Origin of the sequence: Terrisporobacter glycolicus ATCC 14880 = DSM 1288 (assembly GCF_036812735.1) — a bacterium.
In the GTDB taxonomy this organism is placed as follows: Bacteria; Bacillota; Clostridia; order Peptostreptococcales; family Peptostreptococcaceae; genus Terrisporobacter; species Terrisporobacter glycolicus.
The window spans coordinates 2464648-2486099 of sequence record NZ_CP117523.1 but is presented as its reverse complement, the minus strand read 5'-3'; the positions used below and the strand labels follow the sequence as shown (position 1 = coordinate 2486099).

Annotated in this window: 22 protein-coding genes and 1 pseudogene; 16 read left to right on the top strand and 7 right to left on the bottom strand. The window is 27.9% G+C overall.

Annotated features, from left to right (window positions below; genetic code table 11):
* Window positions 1–9 precede the first annotated feature (9 nt).
* Complete coding sequence (locus TEGL_RS12270) at window positions 10–1194, bottom strand: M20 metallopeptidase family protein (protein WP_018592660.1); 1185 nt, start codon at window positions 1192–1194, stop codon at window positions 10–12.
* Between the two features lie 205 nt (window positions 1195–1399).
* Here TEGL_RS12270 and TEGL_RS12265 point away from each other — a divergent pair, with 205 nt between their 5' ends.
* Window positions 1400–3073: a MutS-related protein gene (locus tag TEGL_RS12265; RefSeq protein WP_018592661.1), complete on the top strand. Its 1674-nt coding sequence runs from the start codon at window positions 1400–1402 to the stop codon at window positions 3071–3073.
* Window positions 3074–3117: 44 nt separating this feature from the next.
* Here TEGL_RS12265 and TEGL_RS12260 read toward each other — a convergent pair whose 3' ends face one another.
* A complete protein-coding gene (locus TEGL_RS12260; RefSeq protein ID WP_018592662.1) occupies window positions 3118–3690 on the bottom strand; it encodes a helix-turn-helix domain-containing protein in 573 nt (190 codons plus the stop codon).
* A 211-nt stretch (window positions 3691–3901) separates the two neighbouring features.
* Here TEGL_RS12260 and TEGL_RS12255 point away from each other — a divergent pair, with 211 nt between their 5' ends.
* The 4 genes from TEGL_RS12255 to TEGL_RS12240 all read left to right on the top strand — a co-directional run bounded on the left by TEGL_RS12255 (window position 3902) and on the right by TEGL_RS12240 (window position 8455).
* A complete protein-coding gene (locus tag TEGL_RS12255; protein WP_018592663.1) occupies window positions 3902–4813 on the top strand; it encodes a trans-4-hydroxy-L-proline dehydratase activase in 912 nt (303 codons plus the stop codon).
* A 3-nt stretch (window positions 4814–4816) separates the two neighbouring features.
* A complete protein-coding gene (gene hypD / locus TEGL_RS12250; RefSeq protein WP_018592664.1) occupies window positions 4817–7186 on the top strand; it encodes a trans-4-hydroxy-L-proline dehydratase in 2370 nt (789 codons plus the stop codon).
* 116 nt (window positions 7187–7302) lie between these two features.
* On the top strand, window positions 7303–8103 hold the full coding sequence (gene proC / locus TEGL_RS12245; protein ID WP_018592665.1) for a pyrroline-5-carboxylate reductase: 801 nt from the start codon (window positions 7303–7305) through the stop codon (window positions 8101–8103).
* Window positions 8104–8140: 37 nt separating this feature from the next.
* Window positions 8141–8455 (top strand): pyrimidine/purine nucleoside phosphorylase, encoded by a 315-nt coding sequence (locus tag TEGL_RS12240; RefSeq protein ID WP_018592666.1) that lies wholly within the window; start codon window positions 8141–8143, stop codon window positions 8453–8455.
* Window positions 8456–8740: 285 nt separating this feature from the next.
* Here TEGL_RS12240 and TEGL_RS19820 read toward each other — a convergent pair.
* Window positions 8741–9228, bottom strand: a pseudogene (locus TEGL_RS19820) (Mbeg1-like protein).
* A 617-nt stretch (window positions 9229–9845) separates the two neighbouring features.
* On the opposite strand from TEGL_RS19820, the gene TEGL_RS12230 reads away from it, so the two are divergent.
* From TEGL_RS12230 to TEGL_RS12215, 4 genes are all read left to right on the top strand, one after another.
* Window positions 9846–10697 (top strand): AraC family transcriptional regulator, encoded by an 852-nt coding sequence (locus TEGL_RS12230; RefSeq protein WP_018592670.1) that lies wholly within the window; start codon window positions 9846–9848, stop codon window positions 10695–10697.
* A gap of 610 nt (window positions 10698–11307) precedes the next feature.
* Window positions 11308–12159: a YitT family protein gene (locus TEGL_RS12225; protein ID WP_018592672.1), complete on the top strand. Its 852-nt coding sequence runs from the start codon at window positions 11308–11310 to the stop codon at window positions 12157–12159.
* Between the two features lie 142 nt (window positions 12160–12301).
* Window positions 12302–12607: a tetratricopeptide repeat protein gene (locus TEGL_RS12220; protein WP_018592673.1), complete on the top strand. Its 306-nt coding sequence runs from the start codon at window positions 12302–12304 to the stop codon at window positions 12605–12607.
* Between the two features lie 80 nt (window positions 12608–12687).
* Window positions 12688–13179: a flavin reductase gene (locus tag TEGL_RS12215; protein ID WP_018592674.1), complete on the top strand. Its 492-nt coding sequence runs from the start codon at window positions 12688–12690 to the stop codon at window positions 13177–13179.
* A gap of 40 nt (window positions 13180–13219) precedes the next feature.
* Here TEGL_RS12215 and TEGL_RS12210 read toward each other — a convergent pair whose 3' ends face one another.
* The gene (locus TEGL_RS12210; RefSeq protein ID WP_018592675.1) at window positions 13220–13897 is read right to left on the bottom strand and encodes a hydrolase; all 678 of its coding nucleotides are present in this window, start codon (window positions 13895–13897) and stop codon (window positions 13220–13222) included.
* 492 nt (window positions 13898–14389) lie between these two features.
* On the opposite strand from TEGL_RS12210, the gene TEGL_RS12205 reads away from it, so the two are divergent.
* Window positions 14390–15028 (top strand): nitroreductase family protein, encoded by a 639-nt coding sequence (locus tag TEGL_RS12205; protein WP_018592676.1) that lies wholly within the window; start codon window positions 14390–14392, stop codon window positions 15026–15028.
* Window positions 15029–15081: 53 nt separating this feature from the next.
* On the opposite strand, the gene TEGL_RS12200 is transcribed toward TEGL_RS12205, so the two are convergent.
* Together TEGL_RS12200 and TEGL_RS12195 are read right to left on the bottom strand one after the other, a co-directional pair.
* Window positions 15082–15528: a MarR family winged helix-turn-helix transcriptional regulator gene (locus tag TEGL_RS12200; RefSeq protein WP_018592677.1), complete on the bottom strand. Its 447-nt coding sequence runs from the start codon at window positions 15526–15528 to the stop codon at window positions 15082–15084.
* A gap of 214 nt (window positions 15529–15742) precedes the next feature.
* A complete protein-coding gene (locus tag TEGL_RS12195; protein ID WP_018592678.1) occupies window positions 15743–16345 on the bottom strand; it encodes a helix-turn-helix domain-containing protein in 603 nt (200 codons plus the stop codon).
* A 217-nt stretch (window positions 16346–16562) separates the two neighbouring features.
* On the opposite strand from TEGL_RS12195, the gene cysK reads away from it, so the two are divergent.
* The 5 genes from cysK (at window position 16563) to TEGL_RS12170 (ending at window position 19766) form a co-directional block, all read left to right on the top strand.
* Window positions 16563–17459, top strand: a complete 897-nt coding sequence (gene cysK, locus TEGL_RS12190; protein WP_018592679.1) for a cysteine synthase A — start codon at window positions 16563–16565, stop codon at window positions 17457–17459.
* A gap of 12 nt (window positions 17460–17471) precedes the next feature.
* Window positions 17472–18038: a serine O-acetyltransferase EpsC gene (gene epsC, locus TEGL_RS12185; protein ID WP_018592680.1), complete on the top strand. Its 567-nt coding sequence runs from the start codon at window positions 17472–17474 to the stop codon at window positions 18036–18038.
* Between the two features lie 156 nt (window positions 18039–18194).
* Complete coding sequence (locus TEGL_RS12180; protein WP_018592681.1) at window positions 18195–18812, top strand: TetR/AcrR family transcriptional regulator; 618 nt, start codon at window positions 18195–18197, stop codon at window positions 18810–18812.
* A gap of 35 nt (window positions 18813–18847) precedes the next feature.
* Window positions 18848–19222 (top strand): FMN-binding protein, encoded by a 375-nt coding sequence (locus TEGL_RS12175; RefSeq protein ID WP_051149956.1) that lies wholly within the window; start codon window positions 18848–18850, stop codon window positions 19220–19222.
* Window positions 19223–19232: 10 nt separating this feature from the next.
* A complete protein-coding gene (locus TEGL_RS12170; protein ID WP_018592683.1) occupies window positions 19233–19766 on the top strand; it encodes a flavodoxin domain-containing protein in 534 nt (177 codons plus the stop codon).
* Window positions 19767–19804: 38 nt separating this feature from the next.
* Here TEGL_RS12170 and TEGL_RS12165 read toward each other — a convergent pair whose 3' ends face one another.
* Window positions 19805–20704, bottom strand: coding sequence for a cation diffusion facilitator family transporter (locus TEGL_RS12165; protein WP_018592684.1), 900 nt, complete (start codon window positions 20702–20704; stop codon window positions 19805–19807).
* 261 nt (window positions 20705–20965) lie between these two features.
* Between TEGL_RS12165 and TEGL_RS12160 the strand changes: the two genes are divergently transcribed.
* Window positions 20966–21376, top strand: a complete 411-nt coding sequence (locus TEGL_RS12160) for a hypothetical protein (protein ID WP_018592685.1) — start codon at window positions 20966–20968, stop codon at window positions 21374–21376.
* Window positions 21377–21452 lie beyond the last annotated feature (76 nt).

The following is a 21452-nucleotide window of genomic DNA, read 5'->3' as shown; positions in this document are numbered from 1 at the left end:
CTTTTTAATTTAACTATTTAAATAGTCAATTGAAACTTGACATAAAGCCTTACAAAGAACTTTCATATTTCTATCATCCCATTGGAATTTTGAGTTATGATGAATTACGGGATGATTTTCATCCTCTGCTATACCAACAAATACGAATGAAGCAGGAACTTCTTTTGCTAAATATGCAAAGTCTTCACCACCCATAGATGGCTCATTTAGTTCAAAAACATTTTCTTCACCAACAACTTTTTTTAGAGATGACATAACTAAATCTGTCATAGGGTAATCATTTATCAATGGTGGAAATTGTTTTATATACTCGTATTCGTAAGTTGCACCTTGGCTAGTAGTAATTCCATTTAATATGTCTTTTATAGTTTTTTCTGTCCAGGTTCTAGTTTTTTCATCGAAGGTTCTAACAGTACCGCCAAGAATTGCTTCTGTAGGAATTGCGTTATGACAATCGGTATTTCCAGCTTTAACATGACAACAAGATAAGACCAATGGATTAAGAGGATTATTCTTTCTGCTTACAATAGTTTGGAGTGTATTTATTACTTGAGATAAAATTGGGATAGGATCAATGGAGTTTTGTGGTACACCACCGTGACCACCTTTGCCTATAATTTTTATATTGAATATATCTGGAGATGCCATCATAGGGCCGTGTTTAATGCCTATCATTCCCTCTTTTACTTCTCCCCACAAATGTCCACCAAAGGCAGCATCAACATGAGGATCTTCTAATAAACCTTCATCAATCATTGGTTTTGCTCCGCCTTCAATTTCTTCATCTGGCTGGAACATAAACTTAATATTTCCATGTAAATCATCTCTTAGTTCGCTTAATATCATAGCAGCACCTAGTAGTGAAGCTGTATGACCATCATGACCACAAGCGTGCATTACACCTGGAATTTTAGATTTAAATTCTAAATTGGTTTCTTCGTTTACTCTAAGAGCATCCATGTCAGCTCTAAGAAGTATGGTTTTTCCAGGATACTTTCCCTTTAATAATGCAATGACTCCTGTTTTAGCAACATTGTTTTTTACTTCTAATTTCAAATTTTTAAGTTCATTGTATACTAACTTTGAGGTATTAAGTTCCTCATAACCAACTTCAGGATACATATGCAACTGATGTCTTATTTCAACTATTTTGTCATAATACTTTTCACATAATTCATTAATCTTATTTACCATATTTTCTCCTTTCTATAAAATTATTATCAAAATGATAAAAGTATGTTTTCTAAATAATAACACTGTTTATAGATTTTATCTACAATAAGTACAAATTATGTATATTTTATATTTAAAACTAGGTTATATAAAAAATAAAGATGTACTATTGAATAGATAAAGATTAAAATATAAGATTGAGGATCAAAGTAATAAGGAGGGGAAAATGGGAGATATAATAAAAATTGTTATTTGTATAATTTTGATGATTATAATTTGTTCATCATATGATTTATATTCATTTAGAAAGAGATTCAATAGAAATAAAACTAAAATAATTGAAAACTATGGGTGTGAAATAAATATTGAATATGCAGACTATAAAATGAATAATATTGCTACATTTTTTAAAAATAAGAATCAAAAGGAAGGAATAGATAACATTACATGGAGTGATTTGTCTATGGATGATGTTTATAAAAAAATAAATAATACAGAAAGTTCTGCTGGAAGAGAAGTATTATATGATATGCTGAGAAATCCTTTATATAGTCTAAAAGAGTTGAAAAAAAGAGATAATATTGTTGAATATTTTATGCATAATTTTGAAGAAAGACTTAAATTACAATTGATTTTATCAAATTTGGGATATAATTACGATGCTAATACAACTCTCTGTTTGTTTTTAGAAGAGGATAACTCTAAAAATAGATTACAATTTTATAGAATTTTAAGGGTAATTCCATTTATATCATTATTATTAATAGGAGTAAACAAATGTTTTCTTCTTATAACAATGTTAAGTGTAGCATTAAATATATTTATAAGTTTTAATAATAAGAATAGAAAAATTGATACTAGTGGATTTACATATATAATTAGAACTATAAATGTGGCATTTAAGATAAAAGATATGAGAATAAAAGTACTTGACGATAACTTAAAGAATATTGAAGAAGATTTGGAAAAAGTTAAAAAAATTAAGAAAAAATCTATATCTAAAAATCCAAACTCAATATTGTCAGATTTAAATTTTTTTAGTGAATATGTTAATATGATTACTTTATCAGAGTTAATAACTTATGAAAAAGTTAAAGAAACTATTATAAAAAATAAAGAGTATTTGAAAAGTATCTATGAATATGTAGGTGGTGTTGATGCTTTAATAAGTATATCTTCTTTTAGAACTTCTTTAGATTATTATTCTAAGCCACAGCTTTCAACTAGTAGGAAAAAAGAAGATAATATTATAAATTTTGAGGAAATATACCATCCTCTTATTAATAATCCAGTGAGTAATTCACTTGAGATAAATAGAGGAGTTCTTATAACAGGGTCAAATGCATCAGGAAAATCAACTTTTATAAAAAGTGTGGCTATAAACCAAATTTTATGCCAAAGTATTTACACTTCTTGTACTAAAAAATATGAAGGAACATTTTTTAATATATATACTTCAATGGCTCTTAAAGATGATGTATTAAACGAAGAAAGTTATTATATGGTAGAAATAAAATCATTAAAACGGATAATTGATAAATGTAATGAAAATATACCATGCCTTTGTTTTGTAGATGAAATTTTAAGAGGAACAAATACGGTGGAGAGAATAGCATCATCCTCTGAAGTTTTAAGTCATTTAAATAAATCAAATACTATTTGTATTGCAGCAACTCATGATATTGAGTTGACTTATTTATTGGAAAGAGAATATGATAATTATCATTTTGAAGAAGAAATTACTGATGATGATATAGTATTTGATTATAAGCTTAATAAAGGCAGGGCAAAGTCAAGAAATGCAATTAAATTATTAAGTTTAATCGGTTATGAACAGAATATAGTTGAAAGAGCCCATGAAAAAGCAGAAAACTTTGTGAAAAGTGGTAAATGGTTATAGATAAAAAGGATATGAATATCATATCCTTTTTCATTTTAGTGAAATTATTTTTTTAATGGATTAGGAGTATTTACAGTAAGTATTTTTACTAACTTTGATGTGTTATTACTCCAGTTATGTGGAGATTCTGATTTAATATGTGCACTATCGCCAGGATATAAATCAGTTATTGAATTATCAACATTTAAAGTTAAAATACCTTCAAGTACATATATAAATTCTTCTCCTTCATGAGAATATAGCTCTATTTCTTCAGGCTCACTATACTTATGTGGCATGACTTCTTGTATTCTTGGAAGCATATCATAGGCAAAGGTATCTTTGTTTAAAGTATATTGAATAATCTCTGAATCTATTACTGTGTACTTTCTATCATAACTTCTTGTTATACAAGATTTATTACTTTCATCTGGATAGTCAAAAAAGTCTAGAACGTTTGCATCTAGAACTTTTGCAATCTTAGCAAGAGAGTCTACAGCTACACTAGTCATTCCTCTCTCAAGTTGAGATAAAAAGCCTATGGATAAATTTGTTTCTTCACTTAAGTATTTAAGAGTGAATTTTTTTTCCGTTCTTAGCTCTTTTATTTTTAAACCTATAGTAGTATTATAGTTCATTTACTTAACCCCTTTTCGAATTTTATTATTAATAATTTAAATATTAAAATAATACGCCTAATAAGTCAACTTATATAAATAAGAAATAATTTCATATTAATAAAAAAATATAAAAAATAATGAAAAAAACCAATGACAAATTAATAACAATATATTATTATGAAATTATAAGGAAATAAAATTCATATACATGAAATATAGAGGGGAGGTTATGAAAATACCAAATATAATAAGTATTCAAAAATATTCTATCCATGATGGAGATGGAATAAGAACAACAGTTTTTTTTAAAGGTTGTTTACTAAATTGTTGGTGGTGTCATAATCCTGAAAGTCAAAGTTTTAAAAAAGAAGTAATGTTCAATAGAGAAAAATGTACTAACTGTTTATATTGTACTAAGATTTGTTCACATAACACAAAAGATGAAGAAAGTGGAAGTGTTAATTATGATAGATCTAATTGTGAAGTTTGTGGTAAGTGTTTAGATTATTGTGTAAATAATGCTAGAGAAATTGTGGGTAATGATTATTCAATTAATGACATAATGAAAGAAATTGAAAAAGATAGTATGTTCTATGAATCTTCTTTTGGTGGAGTAACTTTATCTGGTGGTGAAGTAATGTTGCAAGAAAGCGATTTTATAGTTTCTTTGTTAAAGAAAATAAAGAGAAAAGGATATAATGTGGCTATTGATACATGCGGGTATGCACCGGAGGTCAACTATGAAAAGGTTTTACCATATGTTGATACCTTTCTTTATGACATTAAAACTATGGATAATGAAAAGCATAAAAAGTATATGGGCAAGGGAAATGAGCTTATACTTAGTAATTTAAAATATTTAAGTGAAAATAATGCAAATATTTATATAAGAATTCCAGTTATAGGAACTGTAAATGATGAAAATAAGGATATGGAAGAAATAATTAAATTTTTGAAAGAAAATATAAGTGTAAAACAAGTGAATTTATTGCCATATCATAACATTGCTAGCAGTAAATATGACAGATTAGATATGCAGTACAAAGGTGAAAACTTTACAATTCCAAGCAAAGACAGAATGAAAGAACTTCAAGAACTGTTTATAAAAAATGGATTTAATAATACAAAAATAGGGGGTTAAACCATGGAAAGAGGAATGAATGAAAGAATTAAAAAATTAAGAAAGCAAAGTGTAGAAGCTACTCCACATATTTACATGGAAAGAGCTGATTTAATGACTGATGCTTATATGGAACATGAAGGATCTGTTTCTATTCCAGAAATGAGGGCTTTAGCTTTTAAACATTTTATGGAAAACAAAACACTTTGTATTAATGAAGGAGAATTAATAGTTGGAGAAAAAGGTGATTCACCTCAATCATCACCATCTTTCCCAGAACTTTGTTGTCATACATTAGAGGACATGAAAGTTATGAATGATAGAGATTTAATCTTCTTTAAAGTTACTGAAGAAGATATGAAATTACAAGAAGAAAAAATAATACCTTTCTGGGAAAAACGTTCAGTAAGACATAAAATTTTAAATGCTATGACTGATGAGTGGAAAACTTGTTACGAAAATGGTATTTTCACTGAATTTATGGAGCAACGTGGACCAGGACATACTGTTGGTTCAAAGAAAATATATGAAAAAGGATTCTTAGATTATAAGGAAGATATTAAAGCAGCTAAAGAAAAAATAGATTATTTTAATGATAAAGAAGCTGTAGACAAATTAGCTCAATTAAATGCTATGGATATATGTTGTGATGCAATAATAACTTTAGGTGAAAGATATGCAGCTTACGCTAGAGAATTAGCAAAAGTTGAAGCTGATCCAGCAAGAAAAGAAGAGTTATTACAAATAGCAGCTAACTGTGATGTAGTACCTGCTCATAAGCCTAAGACTTATTGGCAAGCAATACAAATGTACTGGTTTGTACATTTAGGGGTAACTACTGAATTAAATCCATGGGATGCATACAGTCCAGGAAGATTAGACCAACATTTATATCCATTCTATGAAAAAGATGTTGAAGCTGGAGATTTAGATGATGAAAAAGCTTTAGAGTTATTAGAAAACTTATGGGTTAAATTTAACAACCAACCAGCACCACCTAAAGTAGGTATAACATTAAAAGAAAGTGGAACTTACACTGACTTTGCAAATATAAATACTGGTGGTATTACTGAAGATGGTAAAGATGGAGTTAACGAAGTTTCTTACTTAATACTTGATTGTATGGATGAAATGAAATTATTACAACCAAGTTCAAACGTACAAATTAGTAAAAAAACTCCTCGTAAATTCTTAAAAAGAGCTTGTGAAATATCAAGAAAAGGATGGGGTCAACCAGCATTTTATAATACAGAAGCAATAATACAAGAGTTACTAAATGCAGGTAAAACTATTGAAGATGCTAGACTTGGTGGAACTAGTGGATGTGTTGAAACAGGAGCATTTGGAAACGAAGCTTATATATTAACAGGATATTTCAACCTTCCTAAAATATTAGAACTTACTTTATACAATGGTTATGATAATGTAAGTAAAAAACAATTAGGATTACAACTAGGATATGCTAAAGACTTCAAATCATTTGAAGAACTATTTGAGGCTTACAAGAAACAAATAGAATACTTCTTAGATATAAAAATAAAAGGAAGCAATGTAATAGAAGAAATTTATGCTAGATACATGCCAGCACCATTCTTATCAATAATAACAAATGATTGTATATCAAGTGGTAAGGACTACAATGCTGGAGGAGCTAGATACAATACAAACTATATACAAGGTGTTGGTATAGGAACAATAACAGATTCTTTATCAGCAATTAAGTACAATGTATTTGATAAGCAAAAATTCTCTATGGAAGAATTAATGAAAGCTTTAGAAGATAACTTTGAAGGACATGAAATAATCAAAAATTTAGTGAGCAATAAAACACCTAAATATGGTAATGATGATGATTATGCAGATGATATTATGCAAGACGTATTTAATTTCTACCAAAAAACAATAACTGGTAGACCAAATATGAAGGGTGGACAATATAGAATAAACATGCTACCAACTACTTGCCACGTTTATTTTGGGGAGGTAATGATGGCATCTCCAGATGGAAGACTTGCTAAAAAACCAGTTTCAGAAGGTATTTCACCATCTAAGAGTGGAGATACAAATGGACCTACTGCAGTTATAAAATCTGCATCTAAAATGGACCACTTAAGAACTGGTGGAACACTTTTAAATCAAAAATTCACTCCAGGCGTTGTTGCAGGAGAAAATGGTTTAGATCAAATGTCAAACTTGGTTAGAGCTTACTTTGATATGGATGGACATCACATACAATTTAACGTTATAGATAGACAAACATTAATAAATGCTCAAAATAATCCAGAAGAGTATAAAGACTTAATAGTTCGTGTTGCAGGATATAGTGACCACTTCAGAAACTTAAGCAAAGCTCTTCAAGATGAAATAATTGAGCGTACTGAACAAGCTTTATAGACTTTAATTTGTTTAACATAAACAATTAAAATTTATTATAAATAAAAACACTGTAGTTACTAAAAGCCATTTAAATAGTAGCTACAGTGTTGATTTGGGAAAAGGAGATATTTGAAATGAGTAAAAAATTAGGATTTATTGGGGCAGGAAATATGGCAAAGGCTATGATGGGAGGTATCATAAGAAATGAAATTATTCCTTGTGAAGAGATTATAGCATCAGATGCTTATGCTCCAAGCTTAGCTGCAGCAAGAGAAAGTTTAAACATTGAAACTACAGAAAGTAATTTAAAAGTAATAGAAGAAGCTGAGGTAGTTGTTTTAGCAGTAAAACCTCAATATTATGCAGCAGTAATAAATGAAGTAAAAGACCATATAAGAGAAAATCAAATTATAGTAACTATAGCACCGGGTCAAACTTTAGAAAGATTAAATTCTCTATTTGATAGAGATGTGAAGATAGTAAGAACAATGCCTAATACTCCAGCATTAGTTTGTGAGGGAATAACAGGAGTTTGTCATAATGATTTAGTAACTAAAGAAGAATTAGATTATGTATGTAATATTCTAAGTGGTTTTGGAGAAGTAGAGGTTGTAGGAGAAAACTTAATGGATGTAGTAGTTTCAGTAAGTGGCTCTTCACCAGCTTATGTATATATGTTTATAGAAGCTTTAGCAGATGGTGCTGTTGCAGACGGAATGCCTAGAGATAAAGCTTATAAATTTGCGGCTCAAGCAGTTATGGGAAGTGCAAAAATGGTATTAGATACTGGTAAACATCCAGGAGAATTAAAAGATATGGTTTGTTCTCCAGGAGGAACTACTATAGAAGCAGTTAGAGTTTTAGAAGAAAAAGGATTTAGAAGTGCAATAATAGAATGTATGAAATCTTGTGTTAATAAAGCAAGAGGTTTATAGAATTATTATATTAATATAAATAATAAGGGAGAAAATTATGGAATTTAATAATGTAAAAGTTGTAAAAAAAGCTACAGTATATTTTGATGGAAAAGTAACTAGTAGAACTGTGTATTTTGAAAATGGAGAAAGAAAAACATTAGGATTTATGATGCCAGGTGAATATGTATTTAACACTGGTGTTGAAGAATTAATGGAAGTTATAGGTGGAGAAATGGATATTTGTTTACCTGGTGAAAGTGAATTTAGAACTTATAAAGAAGGGGACAGCTTTATAGTTCCTGAAAAATCAGCTTTTGAAGTAAGAGTTAAAACTTACGGAGATTATTGCTGTTCTTATAAAGATAAGTAATAAAAAGTGTAATGAGATTTACTTATAATCTCATTACACTTTTTTAGTTTATAACAATTTGGATTGAACAAGGTAGTTGTGTGAAATTACATGGCTATCACATAGTGTTTTAAGCAGGAGAATTTTTTCTTCTGGATTCATATGTTTTAGAGCATTTAGAATAATAGGAAAGTTAGTTTTATAATTAGCTGAAATATTAGTAATAGTTTCACATTTAGTTGAATTCAAAATTTCAAACAATGCCCCAATAAATTGTTTGCATTTTTTATCTGAAATTTGGTTTAGTCAAATGTTAAGCGTTTTGTTAACATATTTAGATTTTGAAGATAATTCATTTAAATAAACGAAATCACATTTTCCAACTTCCCACCATAAAGGATCATGTTGCATTATGTCACCCACACCACTACTTTTTACAACATGATAATGCTCATGATTTTCGAGTAGGATACCAACTAAAGAAGAGTAAGGGATAGTTTTATTTATTTTATTTTTTATAATTTTATCTCTAAAACCAGCACCGTCATGGCTGAATAAGCAGCAATATTACCAACTTTTGAATGATCTCTAATATGCAATTTATGAGGTAATATTTTAGAAATTGTATTCACATATGCAACTCCTTCTAATTGAGATGGAATAGGGCATACAAATGCCATATTAAAATCCTCTTTCCAACCAACTACTGTAATATCTGTTCCTCTAAATCCTAAATATGCAAGCTCATTGTTTATTATAAATGTTGTGTCAGAAAATTGTTTTTCTTCATCTATATTTATTTTTGATATATGGTAATTAATTTCAATATTTCTAAATCATGGACTTGCAGTTAAAGCAAATAATAGTTGTTTATTTTTTTAGGTAAAATAAAGCTACGAAACATTTTTTCAAAATACTCAGCCTTTAATAAATCTTTAAAATATACAGGAGGCTTTAGACTATACAGATCACCTACTAAATCATCGTACAAAAAATTTGTGACTTGAGAAAGAATAAGAGAGTCTACAGTATTAAATTTTTTTTCGTTAAAGGTATAAAACTCATTTTCAACGTAGTCGATTATATTCCTCATAATAACCTACTTGAAAATTTACTTTATATTAATAATATGCTCAATACTATTTTATATAGTAACTATAAATATTGAATATACTTAGATTGGTTAAAACTATATAAAAGTATGTTATTTTATAGAAAGCTTAGTAGTTTGCTGCGGTTCTTAATTCAAATTTGTAGCAGGATGTAATATTTTATTATAATAAAGGATATTATGTATAGACATAGAATTTAATAAAGAGTGTTATACATGTAAACCTCTCATTACTGTGCACAAAATGAGAGGTATTTCTATTTTTACTCAAATACAATATTAATTAGAGGAGAGATGTTAATGGAATGGTTGGATAAATTAAATGAATCTATAAAATATATTGAAGATAATTTACAGGGAAATATAGATTATAATGAAGCTGCTAAAATAGCATGTTGTTCTACTTATCATTTTCAAAGAATGTTTTCATATATTGCAGGTATTACTCTTTCAGAATACATACGACAAAGAAAAATGACTATAGCCGCATTTGATTTACAAAAAGGAGAAAAGGTTATAGACGTATCCTATAAATATGGCTATGAAAGCCCTACATCTTTTAATAGAGCATTTCAAAAGATCCACGGGGTTTCTCCGTCTGTAGCCAGTAAGCCAGGAACTGTTCTAAAGTCATATCCTCCAATAAGTTTCAAAATTACTATAAAAGGGGTAAAAGATATGGAATATCAAATAATAAAAAGAGATGAAATAAGAATTGTAGGGTTAAAAAAAGAAATGAGTAAAAATATTGAAGAAAATTTTCAAGAAGTACCTAAATTTTGGTGTGAAGTATCGCAAAATAATAAGTTAAATGAAGTAATATCACTTATGGATGAAAATAGCAAAGGAGTACTTGGAGTTAGTGCATGTATGGATATTATGGATAAATGGGAATATTATATTGGAGTTGAGACAAATAAGGAGATAAAAGAAGGTATGCATGAATATATAATTCAACCTTGCACATGGGCTGTATTTCCTGGGAAAGGTAAAATGCCAGAATCTATACAAGAAGTTGAAAAAAGAGCAATAACTGAATGGTTGCCATCTTCTTCTTATGAATATGCAAATCAACCTGATATAGAGTTATATATTAATGCAGACCCATTAGACTCAGTATTTGAAGTTTGGATACCAATAAAAGAAAAATAAGAATAATTATATGGCAAAATACAAAATGCAACAAATTGTAACATACCTTAATATAATATAACAAACTTATATTAAGAAGGTAAATAAGTCTAGTTGTAATAGAATAAATTATAGAAATAATTCTTATAATAGTTGGTCACGCATTTTTTATCCAGGGGAAGAAAGAGTTTACCATGGTATTGAGCCCAACGTATTTATCTGGACACTCTGTAGTATCTGAAGCTACTTGTGAAGTTTTATCTTATTACTTTCTAGCAGAATCTGAAAAACTTAGTGAAATTGCCAAATAAGCATCTACTTCAAGGCTGCATGTGGGAGTTCAATTTAGATGTGATTGTGTAGAAGGATTAAAATGAGGAAAGCAAATTGGTCAACTTATTATAGAATATTTGAAAAATCAAAAATACTATGATGATGCTAAAGTATACACACCGATGCACCAATAATGCTTGTATATTAATAATAAAATATAAAAAGTTGCGCATCAATTGAGATAAGCAGCTTTTTTTATCTAAAAAAATCATTTTACATAATTCTTATCCATTATACTGAAAATTCAGGTAAAATATTAATTGGGAGATATATATTCAAGGGGGGAGAAGAGTGACAGGTGGATTTTTTAGAAAGTAGGGTAGGAAAGCAATTATTAATAATTATAGGTATAATAATATGCGCCATAGGAATTAACGGTTTTTTAACACCGGCAGATTTACTTAGTAGTGGCCTAGCAGGAATAGTTGTTATATTTAATAAGTTACTTGGGATTAATCAAGGAGTAGCCATATTAATTATGAATATCCCAATATTTTTAATTTGTAAAAAATACGTGGACAAGGAGTTCTTTTTTACAAGTATAATCAATATGTTTATTTATTCATTTGCTTTAGGTATTTCAGAAAATCTTTATAAATATATAAGGATTGATGATTTAATGATTCAAAGCATTTTTGGAGGCGTTTTAATAGGTGTTGGTGTTGGTTTAATATTTAAGGCTAACTCATCTGTTGGAGGCTTAGATATTGTAATGGCAGCTCTAAAAATTAAATATGATATATCTATAAAAAATGCATCTCTAATAATAAACTTTTTTATTATTTGTGCAGGAGGTGTGTTCTTTGGTGGTCTAAAGGCAATGTATACTTTAATTTCTATGTATTTAACATCTATATCAATAGAAAAGGCAAAAGATGTTTTTAATAAACAAAAGTTAATTTTACTTATATCAGAGAAAAACATGGAGATTGCTAATAGTATAATGAAAACTACAGGAAAAGGTGTAACTTTTTTAGATGCGCAAGGGGCTTACTCAAAAGCAAATAAAAAAATGATATATTGTGTAGTTTCTTCTAGTCAAATTGCTAAAATAAAGGAAATCATATATAAAGAAGATAAAAATGCATTTGTGTCAATAAATAATATTGATGAAGTAAAAGGTGGAGGATTTAAGGAGAAAAAGTTATAGTTTGTAAAACAGCAATTTAAATATTGCTGTTTTTTTATGAAAATCTTCATACAATTTTTATATAATAATAAAAACTTTAATGTGAACTTAACTAAAATATAAATACAATAGTAATATATTATAAAAAAGGGAGTTGAGTAAAATGGTTAAAGTATATGAAGATAAAAATAGTACAATAGATAAAGCTATTTACTATTTAAAAATAAATGATTATGATTTGGCTATTTATAAAATTAAAGAGGCTATGGCTGAGGATTTATCTTCAGGTAGAATTCATAATTTATTAGGAATTTATTATGAAAAGCGAGGAGATTATAATAGAGCAAGAAAACACTATAGAGTTGCAACTGATTTAGAATCTACTCTGATTGCTCCAAGAAAGAATTTAGAACGAGTTGGATATTTTAAATATTTATGTAATGACAAGTATATAGATTATGATGAATAAATAAGTTTTTCATATGTATTTATTATCTGCTATAATTTCTAATATGAATATACTAATAGAAAGGTGGGAGCCAATTTACAATGAATTTTTATGAAGATTTGGGAATAGCAATGGAAAACCTAAGTAAAAGGGGAGCGTTTCTTACAGTAAAAAATAAAAACATAGTAAATACAATGACAATTGCTTGGGGATATGTGGGATATAGCTGGAATAGACCATTTTTTGTTGCTATGGTTAGACCTCAAAGATACACACAAGAATTAATAAAAGAGGCTAAAGATTATACTATAAGTATTCCCTATAGTGACGACTTTAAAGAAGCATTAACTATTTGTGGAACAAAGTCAGGGAGAGATATAGATAAAGAAAAAATAAGCAAAATTAAATTTATACCAAGTCAAGTTGTCAATTCACCAATTGTATATAATTGTGATATGTACTACGAATGTGAGATAAAATATGTTGACCTTATAGATAAAGACAAATTTCCTGAAGAGTTGAAAAAGAATTATCCTAAAGAAGATTATCATTATTTATATTATGGTGAAATAGTAAAAGCTTATAAAAAATAAGAAAAAGCAGTGAGTATCACTGCTTTTTAATTATTTACTTTTAGTGATGATGTTCTACATTAATTCTATAAGAATTCATTACACCTTTGAAAAGGTGGGGAACTGTAGGTGGCGTCCAAGTTATAGCATTGGCACCAGCTTTTATGGTTTCTCTAATTGTATCATCAGTAGGTCCACCTGTTGCTATAATAGGAAATTTTGGGTATTCTTTTCTTATTTTTGCAACTATCTTGGGAGTATCTTTTGATGCAGAAACATTTAATATGCTTGCTCCTGCATGTATTCTTCCTTCTATATCGCAATCTTCACTTATGATACTAACAACCACAGGAATATCTAGTGCGTCAGATAGACTTTTAAGTGTTTCATTAGAGGTGGGAGCATTTACGACGACTCCTATAGCACCTTGTATTTCAGCATTTGTACCAAGCATAACAGAACGAAGTCCATTTGTTAGTCCACCTCCAACTCCTGTAAAAACAGGTACATCAGAAGCTAAAAGCAGGGCTTGAGTAATTATTGGTTGAGGAGTAAATGGATATACTGCTAAAATAGCGTCTGCATTTACATTTCTTATAATAGCTAAATCTGTTGTATATACTAAAGATTTAATTCTTTTTCCAAAGACATTAATTCCGCTACATTCTCTAATAACTTCTGGCACACGAAGAAAAGATTTTCGAAGAGTTCCATCAATGGCTGTTGGCATCTCTTTCATATATTAAACCTCCAATTCAAAAAAAGGTATTCTAATTAAAAATTATAATTTCTTTTTTAATATTTCCAAGGAAGTTAATTTATATGTAGATTAAGATTTATTAATAATTATTATAATTAAATACTAAATTATTTAACATATAATAAATTACTGTTTTAAATAATGAATTTTGACTAATTTACTTTTAATAAATGAGATATTTAAGGATTTATTTAAATTTGTATAAATATTTTCATACTTGCTTTTGTAACTGTGATGTTATTTAGAAATTTTAGAATAAGGGTTATAAAAACATTATAATTTTTAATGATATTAGAAAAATAGTTTGACGACAAACTATTTATTGGGTATAATTAGTCTGGTGAAAAACTAATAGTGGATGGAACCTATAAATTACATTAAGCAAGTAAAAAATAAACAATTTTGCTAAATCAGTTAATAAAATTTAAATTTTTATAAATATTATAATTAAGACATAAAAGGAGAAATAAAATGGCAAACTTAGATGTGATTTATAATCGAAAAAGTGTGAGAAAATTTAAAGATGTGGAAGTACCAAGAGAAGACATATTAAAAATGTTAGAGGCAGCAATTGAAGCGCCATCACCAAAACATCAACAAAACTGGAACTTTGTTGTAATAACTAACAAAGAATTAATAAATAAAATGGCCGAAATAGTAGCTGAAAGTCATGAAAAAATCGGTGAAATAGCTAAAACTGAAAAGGATAGAAAAATACACATGAGTGTACTAAAATACTATACTTCATTTAAAAATGCGCCTGCAGTTGTAATGGTTTATTCAAAGCCTTATGATATGATAGAGTACAAAATATTAGAAGAAAATGGAGCTTCAAAGGAAGTGCTAGATGTTTTAGTATCTCCTCAATCTGCAGCACAAGCAATAGGTGCAGCAGTGGAAAACTTCTTATTAGCAGCAACAGAAATGGGTTATGGAAGTTGTTATATGACAGGACCTACTCATGCTAAGGCAGAGTTAGAAAAATTAATAGGATTTGAAAAGCCTAATTACGAATTAATGTCCATGATATCTGTTGGTATAGCAGAGGATAATACTCCTGCAAAATTACCTAGAAAACCACTTCAGGAAGTAGTTACTTTTATAGACTAAGAGAAATATTAGATTAAAAAAAACTGTAGGTACTCATAGTGCCTACAGTTTTTTTAATCTAATTTATTGGCATTTCTGAAGTTTGTACTAAGTTTTTTTAGTAATCTTAAGAATTCTTTTTTCTCTTCTTCTGTGAAATTATTATATGCAGTTTCCCTAACTTGAGAAGATATATGATTAAATCTATCTTCTATATTTCTTGCATTGTCAGTTAATTTTATATAAGTTACTCTTTTATCAGAGATAGATTTTTCTTTTTCTATATATCCTAAGCTTATTAACTTATTTACTAAAGCAGTTACAGTTGATTTATCTTTTCCAATTTTACTTGAAATTTCCTTCATAGTTAAAGGTTTATCACTTTCAAAGAGTGCAGTAAGTATATTACCATGACTAGGTATTAAATCATCTAAATTATTTTTTTTAAGTTTGTTATCTATAAATTTTATCATTTCTGATTTTGTTCTACTTATAAAATATATAATATATTTATCCTTCATAATTACCTCCTTAAAACAAAAGTGAAGTTTTTCAAATCTAACTTATTTTATAATACCATAGATTAAAAGAAAATAAACACAATTTTAATCATATATATTAATGGTTAAGTTGTCTGTTATTTGTGTAAAAGTTAATAAACTTTAGATGAAGTTGTAATATTTGTAAAATAATAAAAAACAGTAGATTTACTAAGTGTAAATCTACTGTTTTTTATTATTCTTCTTCAGCATTAATGTTATATTTTTTTACTTTTCTATAAAGAGTAGCTATCCCAATGTTTAATGCCTTTGCTACTTGTTTCATTTCTTGTGTATTATTTCCATATTTTTTTATTGCTTTTTCAATTTCTTCTTTTTCCAACTCTTCAACAGTTCTAATTTCTTCTTTGTACAATTCATCTAATTTATAAGAAATTAAGTTGGACATACTACTGATAAACTCACATAATTCTTGATCCTTAGATAAAATTTTATTTTTTTGTTCCTCTGTGAAAGCTGCTATACCAAGTATTCCTATATTATTATTACCAAGTTTTATTGGTGTGCAAATATCAGCTAATTCTTTACAGTCTTTACTATGAATACAATTTTTACAACTATCTTCTATGTCTCGATTTATAATGTAAGGTTCTCCAGATATTAATACATTAGAATAAGCAGATTTATCAGAGATTTTTTCATCAATTTTATCTTTGAAAATACCTGTGCCAGCTATTCTTACTAAATCTTTTGATACTACTGTAACATCTACATCAAGTACAGTTGAAATATTTTGGCAAACGCTTTGTATATAATTTTTTATATCGATTAATTTCAAAATTCAACCTCCCAACATAATTTATTCTAAAAAATGTGGTTTACTTAAGTATATCATATTATTATTGTTAATTTTTATCAATTTTAATATTTTAAAACAGGTAAAATTTTGTAAGATGAAAAAATTATCAAATTGATAATAAAATGCTTGTGTTATCAATTTGATAGTGCTACAATAATATTATCATTTTGATAATTGGAAATAGGGAGGAATAGTAATGATATATAAAGATGGTTTGGAGTTAATAGGGAATACGCCTATTATATCTTTAGATAAAATAGGATATGAAAATGTATATGTTAAATTAGAAAAATATAATCCAGGTGGAAGCATAAAAGATAGAATTGCACTCTCCATGATTGAAGGAGCTGAAAAAAGAGGAGTATTAAAAGAAGGTAGTGTATTGGTGGAGGCTACAAGTGGAAATACAGGTATAGGTCTTGCTATGGCAGGAAGCTTAAAAGGTTATAAAGTTATAATAATAATGCCAGAAACCATGAGTATGGAAAGAAGACAGCTTGTAAAAGCTTTTGGAGCGGAATTAATATTAACAGAAGGATCTAAAGGTATGAATGGATCTATTGAAAAGTTAGAAGAACTATTAAAAGAAAATGATAACTATATAAATCTTGGTCAATTTGAAAATGAAGATAATCCTAAAGTTCACTATGAAAAAACAGGACCAGAAATCTATAAAGAAGTTCCAGATATAAATGTTATTATTGCAGGTATAGGCTCCGGTGGAACAATAAGCGGAGTAGGAAAATTTTTAAAAGAGAAAAATGAAAGCATAGAAGCCATAGGAATAGAACCTTTATCATCACCGCTTATTACAGAGAAAAAGGCGGGATCACACAAAATTCAAGGAATAGGTGCAAACTTTATACCTAAAAATTACTATGAGGATATAGTGGATGAAGTAATTACAGTAAGCGATGAAGATGCTTTTGAAATGGTTAGATTGCTTGCAAATAAATTAGGTGTTTTAGTAGGAATATCTTCTGGTGCAAATGTATTTGGGGCTATAGAAATTTCTAAAAAACACCCTAATAAAAAAATAGTGACTGTTGCGCCTGATGGTGTAGATAAATATATGTCCATGGGAATTTTTTAGAGAGGTGAGATTATGTTGTTTGAACATACAAGAGCAGATATAAATTTTATACTAGAAAATGATCCAGCTGCTAGAAATAAGATAGAAGTATTTTTGCTATACCCTTCTGTACACTCTCTTATAATGTATAGAATATCTCACTTCTTTTATAATAAAAAAAGATTTTTTCTTGCTAGAGCAATATCTCAATTGAGTAGATTCTTTACTGGTATAGAAATTCACCCAGGCGCGCAAATAGGTATGGGAACACTTATAGACCATGGAAGCGGAGTTGTTATAGGAGAAACGACCATAATTGGAGATAGAGTTACTATATATCAAGGAGCTACTATAGGTGCTACAGGAAATGAAAAAGAATTTAAAAGACATCCTACTTTAGGTGATGATATTGTAGTTGGTTCGGGAGCAAAAATACTAGGTCCTGTTAATATAGGTGATCATTGTAAGATAGGAGCTAACTCAGTTGTTTTAAGGGATATGCCATCTAATAGTACAGCTGTAGGAATACCTGCAAAAATTAAATATAACACAAGTAATGTGAATGAAGAAGATATAGACAACGTTATATATTTTATATAAATGAGAGAGGTGAAGACCTCTTTTTTTTATGTGAAAAAGAAAATGTCCAAATATTTTTATGGTAAATTGTGTGAAATGTGATACTATTAATAATATGAACAGTGTTCATTAATTGAACGATGTATATAAAATCAATAAGATTTGCAAGGAGGAAAAATGGGAATACAAGAAAGACGTAAGATGGAAAAAGAAAAAATTAAAAAAGAAATACATAAAGCAGCGAGTGAAATAATAATAGAAGAAGGATATTCAAAATTATCCATTCGAAAGATAGCAAGTAAGATAGATTATTCTCCTTCTTTAATATACAACTATTATGAAAATAAAGCAGATATAGTATTATCAATATGGCAAGAAAAATCATCAAAAATAATTTATACCATGAGTAATTTAAAATTGAATGATCCTAACGAAGAAACTAATATTAAAAATTTATTTAAAACATACATTAATTTAATTTTGGAAAGTCCTGAAGAATACAGAGCAATAATGCTAAATAATATTGATATAATTAAAAAAGTAAATTTTGATTTTACAGAAGAGGAAAGAAGCAGTTTAAAAATAAAAGAGACTAAAAAAAAATATGATAAATATTTAGAAGAAGGATTGTTGCGCCATGTTGATACAGAAAAATATGCATTTTTTTCTTGGATATCTATAAATGGATTTATATCAAATATGGTGCTATCAAATAATCAAGATAAAGAATTTTTAAACAAATTAATAGATGAATATGTGGATTTTATGATCTACGGATTATTTAAAAATAATTAAAAAATATAGAAAATAAATTTTAAAGGGGGATACTAATGATGTTCAAAAAAACTAAAATATTTTTATCTGTTCTTATAGTTATAATTGGGAGCGGATTTTTTGCAATGACAAGAGGAATAAAAGAAGGCAAAAATGTTGAAATAAATAGTGTAGATATAAGTAAGTTGGAAGATGGAACTTATGTAGGAAAATATTCTAAGGACAGATGGACTAGTGAAGTAGAAGTTAGTGTAAAGAATCAAAAAATAGAAAATATTAAAGTATTGACAGAACCACTAACTCCAGATGTAAGTAGTGAATTGTGGGAAAAAATAATAGAAAAACAAAATGTAAATGTAGATGTTATAAGTGGTGCAACTGTATCATCAAAAGCATATTTGAAATCTGTGGAAAATGCACTAAAAAAATAGGGGGATTAATATGAAAAGTATAGTTGTTTATGAATCAAGGTATGGTAGTACAGAAAAATATGCAAAATGGATAGGAGAAGAACTAGATTGTAGAGTATCCAAAATAGATGATGTAAGCACAGTAGATTTATTAAACTATGATAATATTATTTTTGGTGGTTGGCTACATGCAGGGACTATAAAAGGTTTTAAAAATATTTATAAAGATATTGATAAATTTAGGAGTAAAAATCTCATAGTATTTTATGTAGGTCTATCGATTATGGATGACAAAATTTATGAAGAAGTAAAGAAAAACAATTTTAAAGATATAGATAATATAAAACAATTTTATTTAAGAGGTGCTTTTAATTATAAAAATTTAAATGTAACAGATAAATTAATGATGAATATGTTTAAAAGAATATTAAAAAAACAAAAAGAAGAGGAAATGGATGAAAATACAAAAGGCATGCTAGATGCTTATGTAACACCTGCTGACTTTACAGATAAAGAAAATATTAAACAAATAATTAAGTTAGTTAAAGAGCTAAATTTACAATAATAAAAACTCAGCTTAAATATTTAAGCTGAGTTTTTATATTAAATACAACACTTATAATCGTCGCAGTTTATACAAGGTTCCACATGAACAGTTATACCTTTTACAATTTGCAACTCTTCTAGAATTGATATTTCAAGTTTATTTGCAATTTCATGTCCCTGTAGAACTGTTAAATCTTTATTTACACAAATAGTTAAGTCAACATATGCCATTGAACCGTGTTTTCTTGTTCTAAGTTCACCAATATTTAAAACACCATCTGTACAATTTGCAATTGCAATGATTTGTGATTCATCCTTTTCATCTATGGAATAATCCATTAATTCATTAATTGCATCCTTAAAAATATCTAATCCAACTTTTGCAACAAATAAACCAACAACTACTGTAGCAATAGGATCTAATGCTTTGAATCCAAGTAAAGAACCACCTATACCTATAAATGCAGCCACAGAAGATAAAGCATCAGATCTATGATGCCAAGCATCTGCTTTTAGTGATGGCGAATTTATTTTCTTAGCAACTTTTATAGTAATTCTATATTGATATTCTTTTATTACTATGGAAATTACAGAAATAATTAGTGGTAAAAATGTGGGCACTTGCACATCTTCCAAGTGAAGTAGTGAATTAAATCCATTTAAACTTATTTTTAATGCAACACCTATAAGTAACATGGACAATAAAAAAGACACTAAAGTTTCTGCTTTTTCATGTCCATAATTGTGTTCTTTATCATTGGGTGTTTTTGCAATTTTATTACCTATTAAAACTCCTATTGAACTAATTATATCTGATGCAGAGTGAAGACCATCTGCAATCATGGCGTTTGATTTTCCTAGTATACCTCCTAAGATTTTAATAAATGTTAAAATCACATTCCACAGAATTGATATTAATGTGACTTTTGTTGCTTCCTCATATCTACTATTGCTCATATTAATCCCTCTCACTTAAATTTTCGTTCTCAATTAATAATATTATATTACTGTTAAAATGTGATTATGTCAAGAAAAATAACTGGATTGTATTATCAATTGAAAATGACACTTGTTTTAACAAAATGAATACAATTAATAGATACCCAGAATAAGGGTTTTGTAATAAGGTTTCTGTTAATAATGAAAATAGTTGTTAAAAATCATTATATATGTTAAAATTCTTTACACGAAAGATTAAAATTTCAAGGGAGATTAATAATGAAAGAAAAATTAATGAAATTTATGTATGGAAGATATGGAAATGATGAATTGAATCAATTTCTTTTTAAGTTAGTATTTGTAAGTTTAATAATATCTTTATTAAGTGGTAGAGCAAGTTTCTTTGGCGAAATATTTTATATTTTGGCTTTAGCTATGGTGGTATTTATATATTTTAGAATGTTTTCTAAGAATTTTAATAAAAGATATTCAGAAAAAACAGCATATTTAAATTTTCATAATAAAGTAAAGTTATTACTGGATAAACAAAAGAAGATAAAAGAACAAAAGAAGTCATATGCATTTTTTAAATGCCCTTCTTGTAAACAGAAGGTGAGAGTACCTAAGGGGAAAGGTAAGATTTCTATTCACTGCCCAAAGTGCAATGTAGATTTTATAAAGAGAAGTTAATTTTAAAAGAAGTATCTCAAAGTTTTTTAAGAGATACTTCTTTTTTTATGAAAAGGTATTGTATTATCAAAATGAT